This window comes from Bifidobacterium sp. ESL0732, from assembly GCF_029395535.1.
Classification (GTDB): domain Bacteria; phylum Actinomycetota; class Actinomycetes; order Actinomycetales; family Bifidobacteriaceae; genus Bifidobacterium.
Genome location: NZ_CP113920.1, coordinates 685,752 through 704,145, shown reverse-complemented (window position 1 = coordinate 704,145; position 18,394 = coordinate 685,752). Strand labels below are relative to the sequence as shown.

The 18,394-nt window shown below is 56.5% G+C and carries 15 protein-coding genes and 1 tRNA gene; 7 read left to right on the top strand and 9 right to left on the bottom strand.

Going from position 1 to position 18,394, the window contains the following annotated elements:
* The first annotated feature begins 180 nt into the window (after positions 1 to 180).
* The 3 genes from OZX70_RS02565 (at position 181) to OZX70_RS02555 (ending at position 5,242) form a co-directional block, all read left to right on the top strand.
* Complete coding sequence (locus OZX70_RS02565) at positions 181 to 2,355, top strand: DUF4037 domain-containing protein (protein WP_277181681.1); 2,175 nt, start codon at positions 181 to 183, stop codon at positions 2,353 to 2,355.
* Positions 2,356 to 2,542: 187 nt separating this feature from the next.
* Positions 2,543 to 3,136: a DUF4125 family protein gene (locus OZX70_RS02560; protein WP_277182077.1), complete on the top strand. Its 594-nt coding sequence runs from the start codon at positions 2,543 to 2,545 to the stop codon at positions 3,134 to 3,136.
* A 339-nt stretch (positions 3,137 to 3,475) separates the two neighbouring features.
* Positions 3,476 to 5,242, top strand: a complete 1,767-nt coding sequence (locus OZX70_RS02555; RefSeq protein ID WP_277181680.1) for an acyl-CoA thioester hydrolase/BAAT C-terminal domain-containing protein — start codon at positions 3,476 to 3,478, stop codon at positions 5,240 to 5,242.
* 157 nt (positions 5,243 to 5,399) lie between these two features.
* Here OZX70_RS02555 and OZX70_RS02550 read toward each other — a convergent pair whose 3' ends face one another.
* Positions 5,400 to 6,140 carry a hypothetical protein gene (locus tag OZX70_RS02550; protein ID WP_277181679.1) on the bottom strand — a complete coding sequence of 247 codons (741 nt, stop codon included), beginning with the start codon at positions 6,138 to 6,140 and terminating at the stop codon, positions 5,400 to 5,402.
* Positions 6,137 to 8,095, bottom strand: coding sequence for a PspC domain-containing protein (locus OZX70_RS02545; RefSeq protein WP_277181678.1), 1,959 nt, complete (start codon positions 8,093 to 8,095; stop codon positions 6,137 to 6,139). Before OZX70_RS02545 ends, OZX70_RS02550 begins: the two co-directional genes overlap by 4 nt.
* A gap of 112 nt (positions 8,096 to 8,207) precedes the next feature.
* Here OZX70_RS02545 and OZX70_RS02540 point away from each other — a divergent pair, with 112 nt between their 5' ends.
* Together OZX70_RS02540 and OZX70_RS02535 are read left to right on the top strand one after the other, a co-directional pair.
* A complete protein-coding gene (locus tag OZX70_RS02540; RefSeq protein ID WP_277181677.1) occupies positions 8,208 to 9,746 on the top strand; it encodes an ATP-binding protein in 1,539 nt (512 codons plus the stop codon).
* Positions 9,747 to 9,857: 111 nt separating this feature from the next.
* Entirely contained in the window at positions 9,858 to 10,595 is a 738-nt protein-coding gene (locus tag OZX70_RS02535; RefSeq protein ID WP_277181676.1) for a response regulator transcription factor, read from the top strand.
* Positions 10,596 to 10,840: 245 nt separating this feature from the next.
* Here OZX70_RS02535 and OZX70_RS02530 read toward each other — a convergent pair whose 3' ends face one another.
* Both OZX70_RS02530 and OZX70_RS02525 read right to left on the bottom strand, forming a co-directional pair.
* Positions 10,841 to 11,449 (bottom strand): hypothetical protein, encoded by a 609-nt coding sequence (locus tag OZX70_RS02530; RefSeq protein ID WP_277181675.1) that lies wholly within the window; start codon positions 11,447 to 11,449, stop codon positions 10,841 to 10,843.
* Positions 11,450 to 11,515: 66 nt separating this feature from the next.
* Positions 11,516 to 11,833, bottom strand: coding sequence for a carboxymuconolactone decarboxylase family protein (locus OZX70_RS02525; protein ID WP_277181674.1), 318 nt, complete (start codon positions 11,831 to 11,833; stop codon positions 11,516 to 11,518).
* 98 nt (positions 11,834 to 11,931) lie between these two features.
* Here OZX70_RS02525 and OZX70_RS02520 point away from each other — a divergent pair, with 98 nt between their 5' ends.
* Positions 11,932 to 12,432 (top strand): hypothetical protein, encoded by a 501-nt coding sequence (locus OZX70_RS02520; protein WP_277181673.1) that lies wholly within the window; start codon positions 11,932 to 11,934, stop codon positions 12,430 to 12,432.
* Here OZX70_RS02520 and OZX70_RS02515 read toward each other — a convergent pair.
* The 5 genes from OZX70_RS02515 to OZX70_RS02495 form a co-directional block, all read right to left on the bottom strand.
* Positions 12,384 to 12,650, bottom strand: coding sequence for a type II toxin-antitoxin system RelB/DinJ family antitoxin (locus OZX70_RS02515; protein WP_277181672.1), 267 nt, complete (start codon positions 12,648 to 12,650; stop codon positions 12,384 to 12,386). The genes OZX70_RS02520 and OZX70_RS02515 overlap by 49 nt on opposite strands.
* 173 nt (positions 12,651 to 12,823) lie before the next feature.
* Positions 12,824 to 13,204, bottom strand: a complete 381-nt coding sequence (locus tag OZX70_RS02510; protein ID WP_277181671.1) for a VOC family protein — start codon at positions 13,202 to 13,204, stop codon at positions 12,824 to 12,826.
* Between the two features lie 335 nt (positions 13,205 to 13,539).
* A tRNA-Ser gene (locus tag OZX70_RS02505) sits at positions 13,540 to 13,624 on the bottom strand.
* Between the two features lie 179 nt (positions 13,625 to 13,803).
* Entirely contained in the window at positions 13,804 to 15,090 is a 1,287-nt protein-coding gene (serS, locus tag OZX70_RS02500; protein ID WP_277181670.1) for a serine--tRNA ligase, read from the bottom strand.
* A gap of 170 nt (positions 15,091 to 15,260) precedes the next feature.
* Entirely contained in the window at positions 15,261 to 16,628 is a 1,368-nt protein-coding gene (locus OZX70_RS02495; protein ID WP_277181669.1) for an aromatic amino acid transport family protein, read from the bottom strand.
* A 554-nt stretch (positions 16,629 to 17,182) separates the two neighbouring features.
* Here OZX70_RS02495 and OZX70_RS02490 point away from each other — a divergent pair.
* On the top strand, positions 17,183 to 18,286 hold the full coding sequence (locus OZX70_RS02490; RefSeq protein ID WP_277181668.1) for a diacylglycerol kinase family protein: 1,104 nt from the start codon (positions 17,183 to 17,185) through the stop codon (positions 18,284 to 18,286).
* The last annotated feature ends 108 nt before the right edge of the window (positions 18,287 to 18,394 follow it).

The window sequence follows — 18,394 nt, the reverse complement described above, 5'->3', positions numbered from 1 at the left end:
CAAACCTGTTCCTTTTATCTATGGTCAGTCTAGCGTGCCGGTACGTCGAAAATACGCAAGTTTTTCCGATACGAGCTTTATGGGAAAAATACTATCCTGTGACATAGCTCACACCGAAATGAGGGCTACGAATATCATATCTGGCAATAGACTTGAAACAGGTACGACGAAGGAGCAGTCATGGACGACAACACGCAGGGTAAGACGCCTGAGGAACTTTTGCGAGCTTTCAGCGAAGAGCATTCTTCGATTTCGGGAGAATCCGATGATGCCAGCGACCCGAACAATGCCGCCGCACCGACGCCCAACGCCACGTTTGACACCGACCAATTTTTGAAAGGGCTCGATGCTTTGTTCGACGCACACGAGGCGAAGGACAAGGCCGAACCGTACCTCAAACAGGCCATGGTTGATGCGGAAAACGCCGGGGATGACGCGGGGCTTCTGACCGTGTTGAACGAGACCATGGGATTCTACCGTTCACACGGGCGGCACGAGGACAATCAATGGGTCATCCAGCGTGCGCTGGAACTTGGGCTAAAGATGGGCATCGAGGGTACCGAGGCTTGGACGACCACGCTCATCAACGCGGCAACCGGGATGCGCGCGGCCAAGCAGTACGACCAGGCTGAGGATTTGTACAAGCAGGCGCTGGCGTCGGCACAAAAGACACTGGCACCCACCGACCGCCGAATGGCGGCATTGCACAACAACATTTCCATGTTGTATAGCGAGACCGGGAAATTGAAAGCGGCGCAGCAGGAACTCGAGAAGGCGCTTTCCATCCTCGAAGCTTCAAGCACTGATCCTGAAACCGATATCGACGTGGCCTCTACACATACCAATCTGGCACTGGTTCTGCTGCAGCGGGCAACAGAAGCGGCGCAAAACGGGAAGAATGGACAGAGCGGCCAGGGCGAACAAGCCCGAAACTCCAAGGATTCCGATTCTTCCGAAACCGCCGATTCGCTGCTTGAGCAAGCGATGAAGCACTCTTCCAAAACGCTGGAAATCTACAAGAACGGACACCTTGAACACAGCGCACACTTTGCTTCGGCGTTGGCCGGGTACGCACAGACCTGCTTCGCGGCTGGAATGTTTGACAAGGCCATCGACTCCTATCGTCAGGCGCTCAAAGTCATCGAAGAATGCTACGGCGTTGATACCGATTATTACCGGATCACCGCAGGAAATCTGGCGCAGGTCGAGGAAACCGCACGGGAGGCGCGGGAAGCAGCGAGGAATGTAAACGAATCAATCTCTGAAGAAACACAACACGAAACGTTCCCAGACGAAAACACTGCAAAGACGGGCTCCGCACCTTTGGCCGCAACCAAACCGTCCATCTCGGGACTCAAGCTCGCACGTGCCTATTGGGAGCAGTGTGGCAAGCCGATGATCGCGCAGAAATACCCGGAATATCAGGGGCGCATTGCCGCAGGACTGGTCGGGCACGGCTCGGAATGCTATGGATTCGACGACCAGTATTCGCAGGACCACGATTTCGGGCCCGGTTTCTGCCTGTGGCTCACCGACGAGGATTACGACGCGATTGGCGAACAGTTGCAGGCCGACTACGAGACGCTGCCGCAGGAATTCATGGGCTTCGGACCACGCGAATCCACGGCACGCGCGCAGGGCGGCTCACGGCGTACCGGCGTCTTCCGCATCGGCGATTTCTTCGCCGGCATCACGGGCTATCCGGCTGCGCCCAGCGAAAGCAAGCCACACGAATGGCTGCTGCTCGACGAGCCGACGCTGGCCGCCGCGACCAACGGCGAGATCTTCGCCGATCCGCTCGGTGCCGTCTCCAAAACGCGGCAGGGCTTCAAGATGATGCCCGACGACGTGCGGCTTTCGCTGATTTCGCGCCGGCTCGGCATGATCGCGCAAGCCGGGCAGTACAACCTCCCCCGCATGCTCAAGCGCGGTGACGGCGCGGCGGCATGGCTTTCCATCCGCGAGTTCACAACGAACGTCTGCTCGTTCGTCTTCCTTCTGAATGAGCCGATCCGCGCCGGATATATGCCGTATTACAAGTGGCAGTTCGCCGCGTTACGACGGCTTTCCGAGCGGATGTCGACCGTCCTGCCGGACGTCTGCGAGCAACTCGAAACCATCCTGCGCCTTTCCTCGGCGGCCTGCTTCGGCGGTGTCGGATTCGGCGAGGGCGGCAAGGGTTCGGCTCCAGCACAAGAGCAGGTACAGAGCACCGTCGAACACATCTGTAGCGAAATCGTCGCGGAACTCAAGAACGAGGGACTCACCAACAGCGACGAGGAGTTCCTGGAATGGCAGCGACCGTACGTCGAGGCGCATATCGGCAGCGACAATCCGGTGCTGCATAGTCTGTAAACCCATAAACGCGCTGAACGCAATACCTTGTAAAGCCACTAGAGTTGATGGCAGCACATCAACGAATAAGTCAACAACGATATGTGAGACGGGCATACCGAAGAAAAGAGCAACCATGACTGAAAACGCAACGAGGCAAGAGGCGCAGGAAAACGTTTCTGCGGAAGACCAAGCCCGAATCGAACTGATGGAACGTGTGGTGAAACACGAATGGGACCAGTTCCAGAAGACCGACAACGAAGGTGGGCGCGCGGCCTGCCAAGGCAATTGGCCGACCTTCCACCAGATGCGTCTCAGCCAGTTCGCCACCTGGCCCGTACCGCTGCTCGAAAGCTACGCCGACGACCTTGATGAGGCGGACAAGATAGGCCGCAATCTCATCACTGAGAAATACGGGCGCATGATGATCTCGACCTGGCCGGAGGAATACCACACCAATATCGAGCCGTATATTCCTGCACGTTCCGCCGAACGCAAGGCGGCTCAGGAGAAGGTCATCGCGCAGCAGGTGGCTTGGGCCGACGATTTCCGCGGCCGCTACCCCAAGCTCGGCCGCGAGATGCGCGTGCTGCGCACGGCCGAAGACACCCACGAAAACACGTCGTTCGAGACCTACCTGCGCGGTGAGCTCGGCACCTATTCCGACAAGACGTTTGGGCTGTACCAGGACTTCATCGCCAGTCTCGCCGCAGCCAAGCGCAACTTGACCGAAGAGACCATCCGCAACACCGTGCTGCTCGGCGGATTCAAGTCGCTCGACGATGCCGAGGCGTTGCAATAGTGAATCAATACACATCTCTGTACGTTCTGTGATTTTTATAACGATGATAGCAAAACGTCGATGCCAAATTGCGCCAATATAGCACTGAACTCGTTGAACACGAAATTTCTTATTCTGTGCTGCTGGCGACGGTCATCCAAAGACAGACTTGCGCGGAAACAAGCCATTTCTTGATATTCGCCAGCCCAATCCCACAGCAGGGAAGCACAAAAAGTCAGCCTATTCGTCTTCCCTGCTACACATCACAGCACTATCACGCAATTTCTCGGAAATTCTCATTCCGTGCTACCAAGCGTAAAGATAACTGAAAAATATCGAGAATGAGATAGAGTGGCACGCATGCGATTGCTGAAACGATTCCTTCCCTCCTTGGCCGTCTTTGCCGCCCTTATCGCCGTTTTGACGGCACTGGGCACCGCAATGACAACCCCATGGAGCGCGAAACCGCTGACACAGCATATCAAGGTGGCTTCGGCAAATTCCGCTATACGAGCCCGTGACACCGTAGTAGCGAACGCATCGGCAGAAGATACCGGCAACGCCCATAATACTGATATCCAAGCTGGGAAAACTGGCGAAACCGACCACCATGCCAATACCAAAAATGTACTCAAAACCGTCCAAGAAGGTACCTATCAGGTAAAGACTACCAACCTTCACATCAAACTTGCCCCGAACGTCACCATCAACGCCATTCTGCGCTCCCCGATCGGCGCTCCGGGCCGACGCCCGGCGGTCCTGTTCATCCACGGGGCTGGTACCGGCAAAGCCAGCGAGGTCTATGGCGACATCGCTTCGGCCATGAGCTCGGCGGGCATCGTCACGCTCGTGCCCGACAAGCGGCTTGATACTTACACCACGTTCCACCGCGATTATTACGCGATGGCCGAAGACTATATGACCTCGCTGAAAGATCTGCGAGCGCAACCAGATGTCAATTCCGCGCAAGCCGGCATCTACGCGGAATCCGAAGGCACGTGGATTGCCGAAGCGATGGCGCACCGTCACCCCGGCGCAATTCCTTTTATGATGTTGACCTCACCCCCGGCGGTTTCCGGGCGCCGGCAGATGGCCATGGCTGCCAATACCTACGTCGACTATATCGGTGCGCCCAAAGGCCTCAACCGCGATGTCGACAAGTTCATCAGTCTCGATTTCGCCCCGCTTGGGCTGCAATATGCCGATTTTCCGGCCGAACGATATTTGAAAGACCTCACCATGCCTCTGTTGATCAGCTTCGGCACGGACGATCTTTCCATGCCTATTGAGCAGGGCGCGACCGATATCGTCGACGCCACTCGTGCGGCCGGCAATCGCAACGTGCTCGTGCGCTACTACCATGCCAACCACCAGATGCGCGTCGGCGCGCATACCTCCGTGCCCGGTCTGCCGCTCGATACGCACTATACACACGACCTCGAAGACTGGACGAACGCCATTGCTGCTGGAACCAAAGCGGGTGATTGGGTCACGCCGCAAACCGCCGGAAACCAGCCGCACCAACGGTTCGGCGTCCCCGCCGTCGTCAAACCCGGGATTATCGGGTCGTTGAGCACGATATTGGTGCTGTTGGCAGCGATTGTGCTGTGTGTGTTAATGGCAGGAATCGTCGGTATCTGTATTGCAATCGGTCATGCAAGGAAACGCTCCAAGCAAGGTTTCTTAAATTCGGATAGCAAAAATGTCGTGGGCCAATCTTCGACAAAAACAACAAGAGTTCGACTCTCTTGGGGGGACACTGATCATAGCCGGTTCCCACATCGCCTCACAACAGCGTTGACCTTGAACAGCTGTTGCGCGGTGCTGGGCATCGCGATGTTCTTCGTTTACGTCATCATCGCGGCGAAGTCGGCACTGACGCTCACTTCGCGAGGTACGCTGCTCACTTGGGGCTGGACGTTGATGCAAGTCATCGCGCTAATCAACATCGCGTTGCTCACTCGGCTGATTATGGAACTTTGGCGTTCGCGCGGCAGCAGGAATCCGAGAAGCGAACAACCCCAAGGCTTCTGGACTCCCGCACACTTCGTCGTCGCAGCACTATGCGTCATCGCAGCGGTAACGTCACTGGTGACAATGGCGTTCTTCGGGCTTTATGCCATATAACTCATATTTACAAAATCGCCGAAAACCGGAGCAGCAATGATTACCCGCGTTCTTATTGCTTATTAGCCGAATGTGATATCAAATCATAAAATGCCGGCGCAACGTCCTCCCTCGCCGCACCGGCATTGTCGATATATCGACAGTGATTCACAACAGTTTATCGCCGCCTTCTGGCCCTCCACTTTGCCGCACCTTGGTGAATCAGCGATGCCAAGCCGAGCAGCACCGCCAGCGCAATCAGCAACCCGCCCAGTGCAACGATGCCGATGGCGATCAGCGAGCGCACATCGACGCCCCCGGGTATCGGCGCGAAGACCATCGGAAACGCCGAGCCGGCAATCAGCATCAGCGCTCCCAGGAACAGCGGCAGCAGGCTGAACACAATGGTCGCCTTGCTGGGCCCGGCGGGCGGCTGCGGCTTCGGCATCTGCTGCGGCACATCGCGCGGCACACGCACGTAGGCGCCGGATGGAGCGGAGCTACCATCCGCGAAGTTCGACGGCGGCGCATATCCGTTCTGTCGTGGCATCTGAGCCGTAGCATCATCGGATTGCGTTCCGGCTTCTGTCCATGTTTTCGTTCCGGTCTCGCTGCCAGCCCCGGTTTCGTCTACGGTTTCAGTTTCCGCTTCCGTCGACGCATCATTTGCAGGATTATCCCTGTTTGTGTGATTATCATCTTCAGCTTCAGCCATATCGAGACTATTGACCGAAGCCGGGATGGCCTCTGTCACGTCATTATCAGCCCTCTGATTCGGCATGACTTCTGTATCGGCGGCAGCAGCGTCAGCGCTGGCATTCTGGGCAGGCATAGCGACAGTCTCAGTAATATCGTTCTCGGTTGCAGAATCCGTCATATCGTTCTCCTCGTTCGCATTCGATTCGCCGGTCATCGTCATCGTCTCCACGCTCCTTCGGTCTTGCCTTTGGCAAATTGCGCATAGCTCGGCACCGTGCTTTCGGCGGGATACTGCACCGTGACGCGCCCCTCGACGATATAGGGAGCATCGATGATGAGTTCCGGCCCGTTCTTCGGCATTTTCTTGTTGAGGGCGAACCATTGGTAGTCCTGATCGTTGCCATAGCCGCTGCCGTAACCGATGCGCTGATAGCTCATGCCACCGATGCCGACCTGCATATTGCGGCCGATGGCAACATAGCCGCTACCCAACGACCTTGTGCCGATTTCGCTTCCTGCATATACTCCGTTGATGATGATTTCGCCGTCATCCGTATCGACACCGAGCACACTGCCATCGACTTTTGCGTCGGATTCATGGCTGAGCTCGTAGGAGCAGCCGGCGGGCAGAGTGACGAAAACCGTCGTCTGTCTGTCGGTCAGGCGAATGGTCCCGGTCGGGCAACCGGACTGAACGGTGCTGCCGTCTCTCAGCGTGACCTCGTGCTTGCCGTGCGTTTTGGCGTAATCGCTGAAGTCGATGTTCACCGCATCGTCGTCAAGCCGGTGGCCTTTAATCGCAGTCCCTTCCGCAAGTTTTTTAAACTGCCGGTCATTACTGGCATCGATGGCTTTGAAACCACTGACATCAATCTGGTGATAGCCCTGGCTTTGCTGCTCCGAACCGGTCAGCACCGCGGAATATCCGATATCGCCGATAAGAAAGACCACCGCCACGAACGCGGCGATCCAGACCATCGGGTGCAACCCTCCGGCCCGACGCCCGGCCAAGCCGAGTATGGCGGTGAGTACGCCGAGCGCTATCAGCACCCCACCGATCCAGAACGTCCCGTATTGGAAAATCGTGCCCATATAGCCGCCATTGCTGAAGCATTGTATTGCAACCAACGCGCCCGACAGCAGAATGCCGCCCAGCGCAAGCAAAACGACCACAAAACCGGCCGGCTTACGTCGCACGTGCCTCGGCCCCCACGTTTTCGTGGCATTCTGGACGATGCTATCCCGATAGGATTTCACCGACTCGGCCATATACGTGGGTGGGGCGGCATAGGCCTGCGACGAGCCGTTGGCAAAAGGCAAAGTCGGCTGGCGCAAGGAACCACCATCATCACCATCGCCTCGCAAATCATCCGGATTCACACTTGAATCGTTCTGATACGTATTGGCATCAGCAGCATCGTCAAAGCGGTCGCCCGACTTCATACCTTCTGGTTCGCGAAACGTCGCCTCGTTGGTTCCTTGGGATTGGGCCTGCGCGTTGCTCTGGCTTTCGTCGGTAGGCTGTGGTGCATATGGGGAGGGCTGCGTATTCGCATTAAAAGTCTGGTTTACGTTGCCGGATGAGCTATAGGGCATCGGCCCCGGCTGACGATATTGGTCTTGCCATGGCTGCTCCCATTGGCCTCGATAATGATCTTGATACTGGCCTTGATATTGCGTTTCCCGCCCGTTATTGACAAACGTCGCCCCGCGCTGACGCTGCGCTTTGTTGGCAAGACTGTTGATCATGATCAACAGCACCGCTACGGCAATGAGGGCGAGCAGCACACCGACCCCAGGCGAGACGACCGCAATCAGGATGAAGATGATCGGGCCAAGCAGTGACCATTGCCAATGACCGTACACCAGTTCCTCGCCGGAAATCCTGCCATCCCGACAATCCGGCAACAGCACCCACGCCGCCGCGTAGAAGGCCGCACCGAAGCCGAAGACCAACGTGGAAGCAGCCACTACGGCACGCACGAAAACGGGGCTCAGCCCATACCGCACCGCAATGCCGTCGCATACCCCGGCGATCCAGCGGTTGTTACCGCGCATCAGGCCGCTGCCACGAATCCACGCGAAGAAACGGTCGATCTTGTCGTGCCGAGGAGGCACAGGATTGCTCATATTGTTCGGCTGTTGGTAGCCGTTGCCGTACATGTTGTTGCTCATGGTTCTATTACAACATTCCGAAACGCTCAAAAGGGTCAGGGAACACCCTGATTTAACCCTGATTTTTGCCAAAAGATACCCTGAACCTTGCAAAATCATGCACAATGGAAGTATGAAGCCATCGAACCCAACGCAGTCTCCCGGATCGAGCGCACCCCACCGCCAGCCAAATTCATGGCATCGTTACGCTCCAGTGGGCGGATTCCCCGTGACCCCGAAACAGCGCCTGCCCCTGCTCCGACCGAAAAAGAAACGCATCTTCTGCGGAGTATGCCGGGGGCTGAGCCTGCATCTGGGCGTGCCGGTGGTCTGGATTCGCCTCGCGTTCATCGCGGCGACGTTCCTGTTCGGTGCCGGTATCGTGGCCTATATCTTCCTGTGGGCGTTCGTTCCCGCTGGAGACCCGCTTACCGCCGAGCGCGAACAGCGCGAAGCAGCGTGGAAGAACGAACATGCGCCATTGTCATACGGGAACGTAGACCATACAGCAAACGGACAAAACGAAGCTTTCGACGGTTTCAGCACACCCAATGCGACCGATACTGCCGATATCTTACAACAGACAGCACAACGTTTCTCATCGTCTTCCCAATCACCATCAGCCGTATCCAATGCCGACAGCGTCGAAAGCGACGAATCGGGCAACGGCCCGGAAAACCTCGCCCAAGCGTTCAAGAACGCTTCAAAACCCTCAATTATCGCGCTTGTCGGAATCGTGTTGATCGCGTTGGCCGTAATACTAGAAAACAGCCCGCTGCCAAGTGACCTCACTTTCGGCATCTTCATGGCCCTTTGCGGCATCGGCGTGGCCTGGATCCGTTTCAACGCCGAGGACGGGCAGATACGCTATCTTCTTATCGGCGTGGCACTGATGGCTCTGGGCTATTTCGTTTGCGCCGATTCCGAGACATTCAGCCATCACCTGCCATTTTCCGCTGCAATCGCCGGAGTAGCGCTGCTTGTAGGAGTCGCACTGGCCATCATCCCGCTGGCCAACCGGTTCATCCACGAACTGAGCCACGAGCACGCACTGAAGGAACGCGAGGAGGAACGCGCCGACATGACCGCCCACCTGCACGACGGCGTGCTACAGACGCTCGCCCTCATCCAGCTGCACAGCGATGAGCCCAAAACCGTCTTCACTTTGGCACGCAAGCAGGAGCGCGAGCTGCGCCGGTGGCTCTATCAGGAACGCATTCCCTCCGACCGTTCGGTGAGCTCGGGCCTGAAAGAGATCGCAGCGCATATCGAGGACGAATTCGGCGAACCAATCGACGTGGTGAGCGTCGGCGACACCCGTCCCAGCGCCCAGACCGACGCCTTGCTCAACGCCAGCGAACAGGCGATGCTGAACGCCGTGCAGCATGGCGGGGAACCGATTTCGGTCTATTGCGAGGTCGGGGCGGAACAGGCCGAGGTCTTCGTACGCGACCATGGCGACGGGTTCGATCAGGACGCCATCCCCCCGGACAGGCTCGGCATCCGCCAATCCATCATCGGCCGCATCGAACGGCGCGGCGGCAACGTCAAGATCGTCTCCCGGCCGAACTGGGGCACGGAAGTTCACATGACCATGCCGATTCCGAAGGAAAACGGCAGCGCTGATGACACAATGGCGGAAGCAGCGCAAACGAAAACAGTCAAACAATGATCCGCAAAATTCGAAAATCGTTCATCTTCATAAACTGATGAAGCATGGAATACAGATGAATGAACGTAATTGGCAGCAGCGCCAAATAGAATTGATGACAACGAGGAAAGCATGAACGGCAACAATTCAAATCAGACTACGAGCGGCAGGAGCAAAGCGGACGGCGCCAACGCGCAACACGACAACGAATCGGGCACCAGACATCACTCTATTCGTGTGGCCGTGGTTGACGATCACGAGATGTTTCGCGCCGGCGTCATTGCAACGCTGAGCCCACATTTCACCATCGTTGGGCAGGCACCTGATGTGGAAGGTTCGGTGGCAATGATTGCCGACACCAAGCCGGACGTAGTATTGCTAGACGTCCACGTTCCCGGCGGCGAGGGCGGCGGCGGCGCGGAAATTCTGCTCAAATCGCACCCGCTCTCCCCCGATTCGGCGTTCCTCGCGCTTTCCGTCTCCGATTCACCGAAGGATGTCGGCGCGGTCATCCGCGCGGGCGCACGCGGATACGTCACCAAAACCATCAGCGGCGGCGACCTGATCTCCTCGATCATCCAGGTTCACGAAGGATATGCCGTTTTCTCACCGAAACTGGCCGGTTTCGTGCTCTCGACCTTCCAAGGGGCAGGTGCCGCAGAGCACGATGATGAACTCGACAAGCTCTCCCACCGTGAGCAGGAAGTCATGCGCCTCATCGCACGCGGCTACACCTACAAGGAGATTGCGGCGGAACTGTTCATCTCGATCAAGACGGTCGAAACCCACGTCAGCGCCGTGCTGAAAAAGCTCCAGCTCTCCAACCGCACCGAACTCACCCGCTGGGCCGCCGACCGTCGGATCGTGTGAGTCGTTTCGCGACACGCATTACATCAATGACTTCGCGGATTTGCCTTTGCCGACAACTTGTTTCCCGCATTTTCCAAAATAAAAGACCAGTCCATCCAACAAATATTTGATCGGATTAGACACCTCGGTTAGCTTCCATAAACCATAATCCCTGCAGACCGTTCGTCTTTCAATGGTCGATTCCGCATCTGTGCGGACGCTACCGAACACCGTCGAGAGCCATCGGCGACAATGTCAGGCCAATCTCAGAACAATTCGCTTCGTAGACTATCAGCATCGCTGAAAGCCATTGCCCGGAAACCCAGATTATTCAGATTGCCGACAATTCTCGCATCTTCATTGACAAACAGCGTTGTCGCTGAGTCGAGACCGAAATGCTCGACGGCGCGCCGGACCAGAACCGGATCAGGCAAACGCAACTGCTGCTCGGATGAAACCATGAAATCGCGCAATACGGCAAGTTCGCCAAAACGCCGCTGGGCCAAGCGAAGATGCTTTCTCGTTGTGTTCGCCAATCCCCATAGCCCGATTCCGGCGCCGTCAAGATCGAACAGCAACCCGGACATCCCCGGCTGCATACAGACAAATCCGTCCTCTTCGTGGTCCAAGTACATCTTGAGCACCCAAGCGATGGCCGGGCCATGGTGCGATTCGTAGGAAGCAAGCACCCGCTCCTCGCTCCATCCGCTTTCCAGCATCGCCAAGTAGAACTCCATGCCCCACTCGTCGCGCGGGTCGTACATCATGTCGGCGATGCCTTTGGGGTATTGCCCAGTGATCGGCCGTCGTCCATCCCACTGGACGAGCACCCCGTCGAGCCCCAGCACCACGTCCGTCGCTCTCTTCTCTGGCATCGATCCGCACATGCACACCATCCTAATATCCGGCGACGAATGGGCATGACGATCACACCAAATATATTACTTCCAGACTTGCTTGGCGCGGTTGAACGCGGACCAGGCCTTGGGCCAGCCGACGTAGAAGGCCAGATGCGTGATTTCGGCGGCTATCTCATCGGCGGTGATGCCATTGGCCTTGCCCATGTTCAGATGTGCATCGAGCTGCTCGGTCGCACCCATCGCAATGATCGCCGCGATGGTGATCATCGAACGGTCGTGCGCCGAAAGGCTATCCTCGTCGGCCCACACCTCACCAAAAAGCACGTCGTCGTTGAAATGCGCGAATTGCGGGGCAAAGTCGCCCAACTGATCATGTCCCGCCGTCTGTTTGATTGCCATTTCCAAGCCCTCTCTGCGTTGATCACCGCCGCTGTTGCGACGTTCAATTTCACTGTATTGACTTCAAGCGCTCGAAGTCAATACGAGGAGAGGCATGAGTGAGACTTGACCGCGCAAAAGGTAAAGACACTCAACCATTGGGCATCGGCCAAATAAGCCAATACAAAGAGGAAATGTCCTTCGAAATGAATCCGGATAACATTGATATAACGACGATTTCTACCGACAGGGAACAATACATTAATATTCCGCCGTTAGTTTCAATCACATTTACAGCACGTCTTCGTGGCTGCCGGTCTGGTGAGGATAAACGTCAACGTATTGTTGACGATTTGATAGACGAGCAGTTAATCGCTTTCAACGTACAACTCACGGAACGCCTTGAAGTTGCCTTTCAAGGCATGATCGCGATATCTCGTCCTCAGCACGTTTGTATCCAGCGTTTACAAAGCGTCCAACGCACGGTTCAGTTTCGCTATGTCATAATGCTTGCGTTTAAGCCTACGCATGACACGCAGAAACGAGGGTTCATAGGATACGTCAAAGAACATCAAACATGGTCGATGATTTCCTCCATCTCATTCGTGATCTCCACATGAACCGGCTCTTCCCGAGCGGCTTTCAACACCGAGCTTTCAAACGGTGAAATCGAAGTCGGACGGAACGGCAGCCCTCCATCCTTCACAAACTGAGCGAGAAAAAGATTGACCGCCGTGCCCAAATCGATGCCCAATGAATCGAACAGCTTCTCCACCTGCTCCTTAAGTGTCTTCTTGGTGCTGATTTGAATGCGCGTACGTGCTGCAGATGTGCTCATAATAATCTCTTTATGAGTTGGATCTACTCTTCATTGAGTCATTTCGCAAAAATTGTTATCGCTAGGTTATTCCGATGGAAGCTTCAACTCAATTTGCCAGTACGTTTTGGCTACATGTCTTCCATTTTTGGGCCATGTGCCGGTATTCGAATCGAATCGGATGCCGGCACACGTCAGCGATAAACACTCAGTTCGATGAGGTTGGCATCCGGGTCACGGATATAGATGCTACGTATCGGACCTCTCGCGCCGGTGCGATTCACAGGCCCCAGCACTATCGACACACGCCGCTGGCGCAACTCACGAACAATCTGCGTCAAATCCCCCTCAACCAGCAGGCACAGATCAGCGCTGCCCGGGGTCGGCACACCGGCCTTGGGATCAATCTCATGGCCGACCTCATGAAGATTAATCTTATGGGAGCCAAACAGCAACGCCGTCCGCCCCGAGTCAAATGTCCGCTCCCGCATACCCAGCACCGTCGTGTAGAACTCCACCGTTCGGGGAATACTTGCCACGGTCAGTACGAAATGATCGATGTCCTTAATTCTCATGGCAAACCTCCTAGCCAATACCCACAATGGTACGGCACTATCAATCGTATTGATCCGATGCCGGCCCAATGGTTGGCTTCCTCAATTCATTTTCCGACGATAATCGCCACGATAGATTCCCTCAGATAGTTCCACGCTATGCCGTTTCCTTGAACCGGGCATGATACCCCACCCTTATTGTGAATGCTGCTCCACACAGCGCAGTGGTTGCGGCACACGAATCAGATGAGTTCGTGCGACCGGCGAAAGCGTGACATTTCGCTGGTCGTTTCATAGCATCCAGCAAAACAAATGGGTTCCGGATAAATCTAGTATCCAGAACCCATTTTGCGACGCGGACAGAGCGAGATTCGAACTCGCGGAGGATTGCTCCTCAACGGTTTTCAAGACCGTCTCTTTCGACCGCTCAGACATCTGTCCATGTTGCGATTAGCGGCTTGCACCGCAAACGCAACGTATGAAATTATAACAGCCGCCCGCCGACACTCACACGCCGACGTAACCGCTGCTCCATTCACCGCCAAAACAAAAGCGCCGCACTTCTACCATGCATCCGCATTGGGCAGAACCGCGACGCTTTCAACGTACAGCTACAGCGCTCATGCCTCCCACTTGGTAGGCTCGATGACCTCGCGGCCGCCCATGTAGGGACGCATGGCCTTCGGAATCTCGATGGAGCCGTCCTTCTGCTGGTGGTTCTCGAGGATGGCGACGAGCCAGCGGGTGGTCGCCAGCGTGCCATTCAACGTGGAGACTGGACGGGTGGAGCCGTCCTCGGTGCGCTCGCGGATGTTCAGGCGACGGGCCTGATACTCGGTGCAGTTCGAGGTGGACGTGAGCTCGCGGTAGCGATCCTGCGTCGGCACCCAAGCCTCGTTGTCGAACTTGCGCGCGGCTGAGGAACCGAGGTCGCCGGCGGCGGTGTCGATGGTGCGGTAAGGCACCTCGACCTTGGCCAGCATCTGCTCCTCCATGCCGAGCAGCTGCTTGTGCATCTCGCGGGAATCTTCCTGCTTGCAGTAGACGAACATCTCCACTTTGTCAAACTGGTGGACGCGGATGATGCCGGAAGTGTCCTTGCCTGCGGCACCGGCCTCGCGGCGGTAGCAGCTCGACCAGCCCGTGTACTTCAAAGGGCCATCGGAAAGGTCGAGGATCTCGTTCTCGTGCATACCGGCAAGCGGTACTTCGGAAGTGCCGACGAGATACTGGTCGTCAGGTTCGCGCAGACGATAGATTTCATCGGCGTGTGAATTGAGGAAGCCGGTTCCCGCCATGACCTCGGGACGCACCAGCGTCGGGGTGATAGCAAGTGTGAAGCCGTTCTCCTCGGCCTGATCGACGGCCATGGTGAGCATGGCAATCTGCATGCGGGCAACGGCGCCACGCAGGAAGTAGAAGCGCGAACCGGAGACCTTGACGCCACGACGCATATCGATGCCGGCCACGCCGACGCCCAGCGTCAGGTGATCCTTAGGCTCGAAGCCCTCGGCCTTGAAGTCGCGCGGCGTGCCGACCTTCTTGACTACGACGTAATCGTCCTCGCCGCCTTCGGGCGCTTCGGGCTCGACGATGTTGGAGAACTGCCACATGGCCTTCGTATAGGCCTCGGCGGCATCGTCGGAAGTCTTCTTGTATTCGGCGACCTTATTGGCCAGATCCTTGGTCTGCGCAATCAGCGCGGCCTTCTGATCGGCCGGAGCAGCGGCGACCTTCTTACCCATCGCCTTTTGGCTGGCACGCGCTTCCTCGTACGATTTGAGTGCGGCGCGGCGGGTTTCGTCCTGTTTCAGGACCTCATCGACGAGCTCGACGGATTCGCCGCGCTTGCGCTGGGATTCGCGCACGACGTCGGGATGTTCACGAATAAATTGGATATCTAGCATGATTTCAAGCCTACTTGTGTAAAGGGACACCTACTGCGGGTTTGTAGCCCGTCTGTAGGTGTCGTATTGGTGTCGTTATTCAGGGATTGTTGCCATCGGTTACCGCCACACGTTTCTCCCAATTCCGACAACGGTTACGGCTACCCGGTGGCTACACTCAGAACAACAGCTCACATGAACAGTTCGACGATGTTGTAGAAGATGGCGCTGACCGCGACCAGGCCGACGACCACGATGAACACGTTGCTGATCTTGTGGGAGTACTTCTTGAGTGCCGGCGCCTTGTGGACGCCATACATCGGCAGGAGCAGTAGCACGAAAGCGATTAGCGGGCCGGCCATGGTCTCAATCATGCCGATGGCGGAGGGATTGGCCCAAGCCACAAACCAGCAGGCGAAGAACATCAGGACACTGACGATGACGTTGAGCTTCTTGCGTTCGACCACCACGCCTTTGGTGTGTGCGACCTTGCGGATGATGCCGCCAAGCCCTTCCTCAACACCGAGGTAATGGCCGAGGAACGCCTTGAAAATGCAGACAAACGCGGTGATGGAGGCAATCCAGGAGATGGCCGGGGTATTCAAGATGTTGGCGAGATAGCTCAGGATGGAAACGTTTTCCGCTTTGGCCTTTACCAAATCGCCGGGGGTCAGCGCAAGGTCGCTGCTTAAGACGAAGAAGAGCACGACGGTGACCATCATGGGTTCGCCGACTTTGAGGATCTTGCCGATCTTGTCGTCAGAATACTTGCCGTACCGCCTGCGAACGTTGACGGAGAAGGAGGAGATAATGGCGGAATGATCGAACGTGAGGACGATGACCGGAACTAGCAACCACAAATCCAGCGCGAGCGTACCGAAATCAAACGCACCGGAGGCATTCTTAGGAAAGCTGGTGAGCATGGACGGGTTCCAGCGCGGGATGAGGTAGAGCGCGAAAATCACCAGCACGGCGATGACCGGCCAGGTCAGCCAGGTCATCACGCGGGTCACGGCGCGGGTTCCGCAGGTCATGATGAGAATCAGCACAGCAATGAGCACGAGGGAAAGCAGCCAACGAGGCGGCGCTGGCATGTGCAGCTGATTGACAATGAAGCTTTGGGCGGTATTGGTGATGGAGACTGAGTACATCAGCAGAATGACCAAAACCTCAACGAAGTAGATAATCGTGAAAACCATGCCGAAACCGAAGCCGAAATGCTGCTCAACCACGTCGGTGATGTCGTCATCGGGGTTACGAGCCGAAAGCACGAACCGGCACATCGCCCGGTGCGCGAAATAGGCCAGCGGATAGGCCACAAGCAGCATGAGCACGATGCCGATGATGCCCGCACCACCAGCGTCGATCGGCAGAAACAGTACGCCTGCGCCGATGGCAGTGCCGAAAAGGCTCAGCATCCAACGCACGTCCTGACCGTGCCATTTCAGCGCAAAGGCCCTGTCGGTCTTATAATCTTTGGTTTTCTGTGCCTCGACCGTAGCGGCGGCTTGCGCATCGCCTGCCCGCCGCTTTGCCGGACGATCTTCTTCGTTTGTCATGACAATCCACTTTCCCCTCATGTTTTTGGATTTTTAAAATCCGCTTCTAATGGGACACTGCCCAATACGAAGCAAAACATCACACGTTACCAGGCAGATTATGCCGTTGCGATAATGCAATATTTGAATGTTTACAAAACTGAATAAATCAATCCGAAATACCGCTGCAGACGACAGTCGACGACGAATGCGATCGACGGGTCGAAGCGAAAATGCTGACATTTGAGACAATCAAAGAGCGGCACGCGGCATTGGCCGTGGTGCCTACTTCATTCCCCATGTCGAACATGGTTCACAGTATATTGAAGCCAGTCCGCCCCCGATAATTCGGTGACAAATAGTGAGACGGCATTGTTTCGTTTTTGTTTCCTTACCCATTTTACCCCGCGTTTTCGCGGCCTGAACTAATGCTTTGCCGTTATCTGTAAAAGTAAAAACGATCATCAGGAATCGCCGAAATCGAAAAGTGAACCACAACAAACCAACGTGTAGGGTTCGTTCATCTTTTTTTCAACTTCGGGCGCAACGTCACTGTATCGCGCCACAATAGAGCCATGTCTCGAACAGTGCTTTTCGTCGTTCTCGCCGTGGTTACGGTATGTGTTCTCGCCGTTGCCGCCGCGCTGGGACGGCGCGCCTGGAGGCGGTGGCGTAGGGTGCAGAGACTCAACCAGCGTGACGACGACCAGGTTCGTTACGCCTTCATTATCAATCCTTCCAAACCCCAGGCCACGCGCGCACGCCTGCATATCGAGGAATTCTGCAAAGACCGCGACATCACTGATATCGAATTTATCGAAACGACGCTTCAACGCGACGGACGCGTTTGTGCGCTTGAGGCGCTGAGACACGGAGCCGACGTTCTAGTGGCGGTGGGCGGAGACGGCACCGTGCGGACTGTTGCCAGCGCCATAAGCGGCACCGGGCACACCTTAGGCATCATCCCCATCGGAACCGGCAACCTTTTCGCCCGCAACATGGGCATCCCCGTCGATGACATCAATGCGGCACTGGCCATCGCGACCTCACACGGCGAACGCATGGTCGACATGGGACGCATGGCGCTGCTCGACCGTCCCGACGATGACCATGCCCACGCCTTCCTTATCATCGCCGGCATCGGTTTCGACGCCGATATGATCAACGACACCGATCCGGAATTGAAGAAAAACATCAGCTGGCTCGCCTATTTCTCCGGCGGCATGAAGCATCTGTTCGCGCCGAAATACCGCGGGGCCGTCACCATTACCAGCGCAGACGGAAGCTCTCACACGGTCGGCGAGCTGCATTTCCGTACGTTCATGGCCGGCAATTGCGGCCAGATTCCCGTGTTTTCGCTGATGCCGGACGCCTCGTTCGACGACGGACTGCTCGATTTCGAAATCATCGATACTTCAGGCGGCATTCTCGGATGGATGAACCTTTTCGGCGACGTGATGCACCAGACCATCACCGGACGCGCGCAGCAAAGCCCGCTTTCCACCAATTCCACTATGGACCAGATCCAGGGCGTCAAAGCCGAAATCCAACTCGAAAAGCCTGCGCTGGCTCAGGTCGACGGTGATATGCTCGGTTCGACCAGCCATATCCGTTTCAGTGTCGAGCCCAAGTCTCTGCGCGTGCGCGTTCCGGCCAAGGCCGAGCTGGAGCAGATCTAGGAACTACAACTACTCTTCGACTGTTTTCGCAGCCATCTCACGGTTATTCCCCGGTCATCCCCCGATTACTTCGCAATCGCTTCGGCCACTTCCCCGCCCACTTCACGC

Excerpts from the sequence above, each read along its gene's own strand:
- OZX70_RS02565 (WP_277181681.1), top strand. The coding sequence starts at position 181 with ATGGACGACAACACGCAGGGTAAGACGCCTGAGGAACTTTTGCGAGCT.
- OZX70_RS02560 (WP_277182077.1), top strand. The coding sequence starts at position 2,543 with ATGGAACGTGTGGTGAAACACGAATGGGACCAGTTCCAGAAGACCGAC.
- OZX70_RS02555 (WP_277181680.1), top strand. The coding sequence starts at position 3,476 with ATGCGATTGCTGAAACGATTCCTTCCCTCCTTGGCCGTCTTTGCCGCC.
- OZX70_RS02550 (WP_277181679.1), bottom strand. The coding sequence starts at position 6,140 with ATGACGATGACCGGCGAATCGAATGCGAACGAGGAGAACGATATGACG.
- OZX70_RS02545 (WP_277181678.1), bottom strand. The coding sequence starts at position 8,095 with ATGAGCAACAACATGTACGGCAACGGCTACCAACAGCCGAACAATATG.
- OZX70_RS02540 (WP_277181677.1), top strand. The coding sequence starts at position 8,208 with ATGAAGCCATCGAACCCAACGCAGTCTCCCGGATCGAGCGCACCCCAC.
- OZX70_RS02535 (WP_277181676.1), top strand. The coding sequence starts at position 9,858 with ATGAACGGCAACAATTCAAATCAGACTACGAGCGGCAGGAGCAAAGCG.
- OZX70_RS02530 (WP_277181675.1), bottom strand. The coding sequence starts at position 11,449 with ATGCCAGAGAAGAGAGCGACGGACGTGGTGCTGGGGCTCGACGGGGTG.
- OZX70_RS02525 (WP_277181674.1), bottom strand. The coding sequence starts at position 11,833 with ATGGCAATCAAACAGACGGCGGGACATGATCAGTTGGGCGACTTTGCC.
- OZX70_RS02515 (WP_277181672.1), bottom strand. The coding sequence starts at position 12,650 with ATGAGCACATCTGCAGCACGTACGCGCATTCAAATCAGCACCAAGAAG.
- OZX70_RS02510 (WP_277181671.1), bottom strand. The coding sequence starts at position 13,204 with ATGAGAATTAAGGACATCGATCATTTCGTACTGACCGTGGCAAGTATT.
- serS (WP_277181670.1), bottom strand. The coding sequence starts at position 15,090 with ATGCTAGATATCCAATTTATTCGTGAACATCCCGACGTCGTGCGCGAA.
- OZX70_RS02495 (WP_277181669.1), bottom strand. The coding sequence starts at position 16,628 with ATGACAAACGAAGAAGATCGTCCGGCAAAGCGGCGGGCAGGCGATGCG.
- OZX70_RS02490 (WP_277181668.1), top strand. The coding sequence starts at position 17,183 with ATGTCTCGAACAGTGCTTTTCGTCGTTCTCGCCGTGGTTACGGTATGT.